Annotated in this window: 5 protein-coding genes; 2 read left to right on the forward strand and 3 right to left on the reverse strand. The window is 36.7% G+C overall.

Features of this window, described 5'->3' with window-relative positions; all coding sequences use genetic code 11:
• Positions 1 to 158: 158 nt before the first annotated feature.
• Positions 159 to 1,487, reverse strand: a complete 1,329-nt coding sequence (locus tag ACH2CJ_RS19635) for a glycoside hydrolase family 28 protein (protein ID WP_394995647.1) — start codon at positions 1,485 to 1,487, stop codon at positions 159 to 161.
• Positions 1,488 to 1,646: 159 nt separating this feature from the next.
• On the opposite strand from ACH2CJ_RS19635, the gene ACH2CJ_RS19640 reads away from it, so the two are divergent.
• Positions 1,647 to 4,871: a glycoside hydrolase family 3 N-terminal domain-containing protein gene (locus tag ACH2CJ_RS19640; RefSeq protein WP_394995649.1), complete on the forward strand. Its 3,225-nt coding sequence runs from the start codon at positions 1,647 to 1,649 to the stop codon at positions 4,869 to 4,871.
• Between the two features lie 55 nt (positions 4,872 to 4,926).
• Here ACH2CJ_RS19640 and ACH2CJ_RS19645 read toward each other — a convergent pair whose 3' ends face one another.
• Together ACH2CJ_RS19645 and ACH2CJ_RS19650 are read right to left on the reverse strand one after the other, a co-directional pair.
• Positions 4,927 to 5,679, reverse strand: a complete 753-nt coding sequence (locus tag ACH2CJ_RS19645; protein ID WP_394995651.1) for an ABC transporter ATP-binding protein — start codon at positions 5,677 to 5,679, stop codon at positions 4,927 to 4,929.
• Between the two features lie 74 nt (positions 5,680 to 5,753).
• A complete protein-coding gene (locus tag ACH2CJ_RS19650) occupies positions 5,754 to 6,485 on the reverse strand; it encodes an MlaE family ABC transporter permease (protein WP_394995654.1) in 732 nt (243 codons plus the stop codon).
• 129 nt (positions 6,486 to 6,614) lie between these two features.
• Here ACH2CJ_RS19650 and ACH2CJ_RS19655 point away from each other — a divergent pair, with 129 nt between their 5' ends.
• On the forward strand, positions 6,615 to 7,319 hold the full coding sequence (locus ACH2CJ_RS19655; RefSeq protein WP_394995657.1) for an SDR family oxidoreductase: 705 nt from the start codon (positions 6,615 to 6,617) through the stop codon (positions 7,317 to 7,319).
• Positions 7,320 to 7,365: the final 46 nt, after the last annotated feature.

Here is a 7,365-nt window from a genome sequence, read left to right on the forward strand (position 1 = left end):
ACAATGGAAACAAAAACAACTCTTTGATAATCAGGTAGTTAGAAAACAAAAAGCATTCAAAATATGAAAGAGCTTATTAACACATTAGACAACCTACCTTACAGGATTATCGCTGATTTTTTATTTACTTTCGCCCAAAGCACTGATAAAGCAAGAAACTATTCAACAATCGCATTATTAACCTTTACATTTTTCAATGTAAAACCTTTTACGATACTTTTATTGATTGACGCATTTTTGGCTTCAATCGTAAGGTTTTCAAATTTAAAATTCGATAAACGGTCATGTTCTGAAATGGCCACATCATAGAAAACATTACACTTCAGTTCAATATTTTTTAAGGTAATATTATCAGAATATGAAAGTGGCACATCTTTACGACCTTGCAAATCAAAAAATTGTGTCCACGGTTTTACGTAAATTAGACTATTGGCTCGACCTCTTATGTTTTCGACTATAATATATTCGTACAATTGAGGGGTATCTGGTCGCATTTTTAGCCATAAAACTCTTGTTGCTTCATTGACATAACAATTTCGCATAACAATATTTTTATTATGAATGGCTTCGCTACCGCAAGTAAGAGCCGAATGACAAAAACCAAACTCGCAGTTTTCGATAACAATATTTGTATTTTCGCCATTACTCGGAATTAAGTCTGCCCACGGGCCTTTGCCGCCTTTTAAAGCAATCGCATCGTCGTTTACTGACATATAGCAGCCTTTAATTAGCACATTCGAGCAAACATCAAGGTCGATGGCATCAGTGCTGGGGGCTTTTACGGGTTGATGTGGTGAAAAAATATGTACATTCAGAATTTTTACGAAATTACACTGGTAGTAGTGGCTCGTCCAAAAGCCCGAATTATGCAATTTTACATCTTGCACCTGAACATTATTAGATTGCCATATAAATACCAAACGTGGTCGAGATACTTCAAGATTAGTACAATTAGGGTTTTCTTTGCGTCGTTGCCAAAAGGCTTCCCAAAAGCGTAAACCATTGCCATCTATCGTTCCTTTTCCCGAAATTGTAAATCCATTTACTCGGTAAGCATTCACTAAAGCTGGAAAATAATCAAGGCTTTGTCCTTCCATTCTTGAAGGCATTTTTGGGTAATCAACAATATCATCAGAACCTTTCAAAACTCCACCTTCCGAAACATAGAGATGAGTTTTAGGTTTGAAAAATAAAGCCCCACTTAAGAAAGTGCCTTTGGGAATGATTATAACCCCACCGCCATTCTTTGCCGCTTCGTCAATCGTTTTCTGAATAATGACTGTTTGTAGCAAAGTGCTATCATTTTTCGCACCAAAACTGGTAATAACAAATTGTTTGCCCAATTTATTGAGTGGTATTTTGCTCGAATCCGAAAACCATTTTGGCATTATGCTACCATCCGGGAAAACATTAGCAGATTTTTTTTGAGCAAACGAATGTCCGACTAAAATGAACATACCGATGAAAAATACAAAGTTTTTTTTCATTGTTGTTTTATTATGAGCTATCAATTATAGGGGTAAATATAAGATAATTATTGAATTTTAGATTCCTGTACTGCGAGCTCTTCGATTAAAAGCAGGTTTTTTGATGATTTTTTATTTACTTTGAGTAACAGTTCACTAATTATCAAACCTTAAGCATTAATGAAAAAAGTATTTTTCCTTACTCTCTTACTTCTCAACACTTTATCAAGTTTTGCACAAAAAGAGCCTGATTTTCTAACCAACTATAATAAAGTTTGGGTAGATTCGGTTTTTGCTTCCTTGACTTTAGACGAAAAAATTGGGCAACTACTCATGCCCCGTGGCAATACTTCGGGCAGACCGCATGATGTAGAAAAACTGAAACGTTGGGTAAGTGATAATCGCATCGGTGGAATTGTGATGTTTGCTGCTCCGCCAACTGTGCAAGCTCGCATTGTGAATGAACTACAAGCTTTATCGAAAGTGCCACTACTTATCGGAATGGATTTGGAATGGGGCTTGGCTATGCGACTCGATAGTACCGTTCGTTTTCCTTACCAAATGACACTCGGTGCGATGCGTGGCAACGAAGACTTGCTTTACGAAATGGGTGTAGAAGTAGGCAAACAGTGTCGCCGAATTGGTGTGCATATTAATTATGCTCCTGTAGTTGATGTCAATATTAATCCAAATAATCCTGTAATAAATTTTCGCTCTTTTGGCGAAAATCCAAGAAATGTTGCCAACAAAGCTCTAGCGTATATGAAAGGCATGAATAGCGAACATTTGCTTACATCGGCGAAACATTTCCCTGGGCATGGCGACACGGGCGTTGATTCGCACTTCGATTTGCCAATAATTCCACATGATAGAAAACGCTTGGATTCGGTTGAATTTTCGCCTTATAAAATGTTGATAGACAATGGTTTAAGTGGTATTATGACTTCTCATTTGAGCGTTCCTGTGCTGGATACTACCAAGAATTTAGCGGCAACTTTTTCGAAAAGAATCGTTACGGACATTTTGCGTAATGACCTCAATTTCAAGGGTTTGACCTTCACTGATGCGATGGATATGGAAGGTGCGATAAAATATTTTTCGAAAGGACAGGCAAACGTGCGGGCGGTTTTGGCAGGAAATGATATTTTGGAAACCTTTGAAGATGCTGGGGGTGCTATTTTAGCTATAAAAGCCGCTATTGAGAACAAAGAAATTTCGATAGAAGAAATTGATTTTCGGGTTCGTAAAATACTAATGGCAAAATCTTGGGTTGGCCTTGATAAATATCGCCCTACGGAAATCAAAAACCTTGTTGCTGATTTGAACACCACAAAGTCTGATTTATTGAATCGTCAGTTGGCTGAAGCAACCATTACTTTGGTTAAAAACAATGATAAGATATTACCTATTAAGGATTTAACTAAACGAATCGCCAGCGTTTCGATTGATGCAGTACAGCCAACAGCCTTTCAGAAAATGGTCGATAATTATACAATTATCGACCATTTTCTACTTCCTCCAAATGCCGCAGACTCGAGTATCAGTAAAGTTTTGGAACAAACCAAAAACTATGATTTGATTTTAGTAAATCTACATCTCAATAATATTCGTCCAGCCGCTAAGTATGGCATTACAGATGCTAACAAAAAGGCACTAAAAGCACTCATAAATACTGGAAAAGCAATTACCACTATTTTCGGAAATCCTTATTCGCTTGATAAGTTTGACGATTTAGAAAAATCAAAAGCCATTGTAATGGCTTATCAGTTAACCAATTATATGGAAGAAGCGGCGGCTCAAGCAATTTTTGGAGCAATACCAATGCTTGGAAAATTACCTGTTTCAGTAAACGCTACTTATAAATATGACATGGGTGAAAATACCCAATCGCTCGGAAGGCTTGCTTACGGCATTGCAGAAATGGTTGGGCTTGATGGGGCAGAATTAAATCGCCGAATTGACTCGGTAATTAATCTTGGACTTACGCAAAAAGCCTATCCTGGGGCAACAATGGAAGTTGCTAAAGATGGACGTGTGATTTATCAAAAAGCTTTTGGATTTCATACTTATGAGGCAGCAAACAATTCTGCATCTGCAAGTAATGAGGTAAAATTCAAGGCTGATAATAAAAATGATGTAATGGATGAGGCGGTTAAGAAAAGTGCTAATACTACTTTTCCATCTGAAAATGGAATTAAAGTTCTCCCATCGGGGGCTGTTCGTCTAACCGACCTTTATGACCTTGCTTCTGTTACCAAAGTAAGTACTTCGGCTTTGGCAATTATGCAATTGATGAGTGATGGTAAATTTGATTTGGATAAAAGTTTCAAAGATTATTATGCAGAGTTTGCCGATGGCAATAAAGCTAATTTACGTTTCCGTGATATGCTTACGCACAAATCGGGCTTGAAAGCTTGGATTCCATTTTGGATGGATTGCATTGATTCTGTAAAAACTGTAAAAAATAGCCTTGTTTTCAATGAAAAAACGGAACACCGCTCGTATGCTTCTCAGTACAAAAAGAAGTTTTTTATGAGTAAGAAAAAGTATAACTTGCTGCTCACTAAAGCCATCAAAGAAAATAAAACACTTTGGAAAGATTGTCTTTCACCAAAAACAATGGTTTGGAAGCCAAACACCCTTTCTACCAAGCAATCAGCCGATTTTTCGGTGCAAGTTGCCGATACGCTTTGGTTGCATAAAGATTACAAAAAAACGATTTTTGATGCCATCAAAAACTCTCCTGTAAAAGCTGAGCAAGGATACGTTTATAGCGATTTGCATTATTATACTTATCCAACTTTTGTTGCTGATTTAGTTGGTATGCCTTGGGAAGATTATTTAAAGAAAACTTACCAGAATATTGGTGCTAATTCACTGACTTATAATCCTTTACGTTTTTATTCGAAAGACAGAATAGTGCCATCAGAGCTTGATACTTTATTCAGAAAGACATTGATTCATGGACGTGTACATGACGAAGGTGCAGCAATGCTAAACGGTATTTCGGGGCATGCTGGGCTTTTTGGAAATGTGAATGATTTGACAAAGTTGATGCAAATGTATTTACAAAAAGGAAGCTATGGCGGTACGCAATTTATCAAACCCGAAGTGATAGATGAATGCACAAAGTATCAATTTCCAGCACTCAAAAATCGCCGTGCTATTGCTTTCGACAAATTAGATTTTAATCCCCAAATTTCAAATGGTCCACAATCTGCATCGCTCGAAAGTTATGGACATTCTGGTTATACAGGAACTTTCGTTTGGATTGACCCCAAATATAACTTGGTTTATACGTTTTTATGTAATCGAGTTTATCCAACTCGTGATAATGTAAAAATTAGTACCTTAAATATTAGAACTGAACTTGGCGAGCAACTTTATAAGGTAATGAAGAAGTAGAATACTTTATAAATCAAAAAAGGCTTAGAAAATAATTTTCTAAGCCTTTTTTGATTTATCGCCCCGCCCGCATTAAACTAAGTGCTTTATTACAAAACACAAATTCTTCTAACTCAGGAACCGTGTCACCCAAAATGGTTTTATTATTTCCTTCCCAAACTTTTTTACCTTTGTAGAGAAACATAATATTATCACCAATCGAAAGAACTGAGTTCATGTCGTGCGTGATAACGACTGTTGTAATATTGAATTCGTCAGTGATTTCTTTTATTAGTTCATCAATTTTGATTGAAGTCAGCGGGTCAAGACCAGAATTTGGTTCATCACAAAATAGGTATTTTGGATTCATCACAATTGCTCGGGCAATACCTACACGTTTTTTCATTCCACCCGAAATCTCTGATGGCATTCTGCCTCCCGTTCCTTCCAAACCTACTCTTTGCAAACAAAACTCTACACGGTCTTTTTTCTCACCTTCGCCCATTTTTGTGAGCATATCTAATGGAAACTGCACGTTTTGATGAACTGTTTGAGAGTCAAATAAAGCTCCACCTTGAAAAAGCACGCCCATTTCTCGACGAATATCTTTTTTATCCTCTTCATCGCCCACATAAAAGTTCCGACCATCATAAAGTGTAGTTCCAGCTTCTGGATGCACCAAGTCAAGCATACATTTCAATAATACACTTTTTCCAGTACCGCTTGCCCCAATAACCAAACTTGTTTCGCCTTTCTTGAAAACGCCACTTATGTTGTCCAAAACTTGGCGACCATTGAAAGATTTTGATATATTTTTTATTTCAATCATAAACTCCAGCCCTAAAGAGAAGTAAAAAAGTTTTTTAAATTATTATTAAAAGTTGCCAACTCACCTATTCATAATTAAGTTAATAGCTCTGCCAAAAGATAATCGGCAATTAGCACCGCAATACAACTATTAGTAACGGCAGAAGTGCTGGCTTGTCCAACTTCCAAAGCTCCTCCACGAGTATTATAACCTTGAAATGCCGAAATGGTCGAAATTAAAAAACCAAAAACAATGGCTTTGATAATTGAAATAAAGACATTGAATGGAATAAACGAATACCTGATGCCATAAATATAATCCTCAGGAGTGATGATACCCGACAAAGTTCCTGCTAAATATCCGCCCAAAATTCCTAAAAACCCAGAGATAATTGCCAATAAAGGAAAAGTAAAAATTGAAGCCAATAATTTGGGTAAAACTAAATATGATGCCGAATTGATTCCCATCACTTCGAGTGCATCAATTTGTTCAGTGATTTTCATTGTACCGAGTTCGCCTGCAATATTTGACCCGACTTTCCCTGCCAAAACCACACACATAAATGTCGATGAGAGTTCAAGCAAAGTCATATCTCGTACAATATTACTGACAACATAGACAGGTATGACTGGACTCACCAAATTGGCACGGGTTTGAACGCAAACCACGGCTCCGATAAAAACCGCCACGATTGCCACGATAAAGACCGAACTAACACCAATTCCGATACATTCGTCTATAAATCTTTCCCAATAAACTTTGAGAGTTTCTCGACGGGTAAACAATTTCCCGAGAAATATAAAATATCTTCCTACAACTGATAACATAGTTTTTGCCTAAAAATTTGCGTTATTTGCAAATATAACGATTTGTTCAAGGTTGATGCTTCAAGATTAAAGGTTTTTAATAAAATAAGCCCTGATAATGGTTCAACCGAAAAAGATTAAACAATAATCATGCAAAAATTAGCGGTGGTTTCGGGCGGCACACGAGGCATAGGTAGAGCAATAGTTGAGCAGTTTGCTCAAAATGGTTTTGATGTGGTTATTTCTGCTCGAAAAGAAATAGATTTAGGAGATTTACAGCTATTTATCGAAAAAAAATATGCCGTTAAATGTTTTATCAAGCAGGCAGATTTATCTATAAAAGTACAGGTTTTTGAGTTAATAGATTTCATTCTTTCACTCAACCGAAATGTTGATGTTTTGGTCAATAATGCTGGTGCTTTTATTCCGGGAAATGTGCATGAAGAAGCCGACGGAGTTTTAGAACAACTCATCGAAACCAATCTTTATAGTGCTTATTATCTTACCAGAGGCTTAACGCCAAAAATGATTGAACAAAAAATCGGGCATATTTTTAATATTTGTTCGGTAGCAAGTTTGAAGGCTTATCCAAATGGCGGTTCATACAGTATTTCAAAATTTGCTTTGTTGGGATTCAGTAAAGTTTTACGTGAAGAAATGAAGCATTTTGGTGTAAAAGTTACTTCTATCATGCCTGGGGCAGTATATACCGATAGTTGGGCTGGAGCTGGAATTCCCGAAGAAAGGTTTATGAAGCCCGAAGATATTGCCCAAACGATTTGGAATGCCTATAATCTTTCAAAAAATGCGGTAATCGAAGATATTGTCATGCGTCCACAAGAAGGTGATATTTGATTTTTGTAGTTATATAATTCTGAAAAAAGCAAAAAAAGCCTGATTC

The sequence above is a fragment of the Emticicia sp. genome, from assembly GCF_043780375.1.
Taxonomy (GTDB): domain Bacteria; phylum Bacteroidota; class Bacteroidia; order Cytophagales; family Spirosomataceae; genus Emticicia.

Excerpts from the sequence above, each read along its gene's own strand:
- ACH2CJ_RS19655 (WP_394995657.1), top strand. The coding sequence starts at position 6,615 with ATGCAAAAATTAGCGGTGGTTTCGGGCGGCACACGAGGCATAGGTAGA.
- ACH2CJ_RS19650 (WP_394995654.1), bottom strand. The coding sequence starts at position 6,485 with ATGTTATCAGTTGTAGGAAGATATTTTATATTTCTCGGGAAATTGTTT.
- ACH2CJ_RS19635 (WP_394995647.1), bottom strand. The coding sequence starts at position 1,487 with ATGAAAAAAAACTTTGTATTTTTCATCGGTATGTTCATTTTAGTCGGA.
- ACH2CJ_RS19645 (WP_394995651.1), bottom strand. The coding sequence starts at position 5,679 with ATGATTGAAATAAAAAATATATCAAAATCTTTCAATGGTCGCCAAGTT.
- ACH2CJ_RS19640 (WP_394995649.1), top strand. The coding sequence starts at position 1,647 with ATGAAAAAAGTATTTTTCCTTACTCTCTTACTTCTCAACACTTTATCA.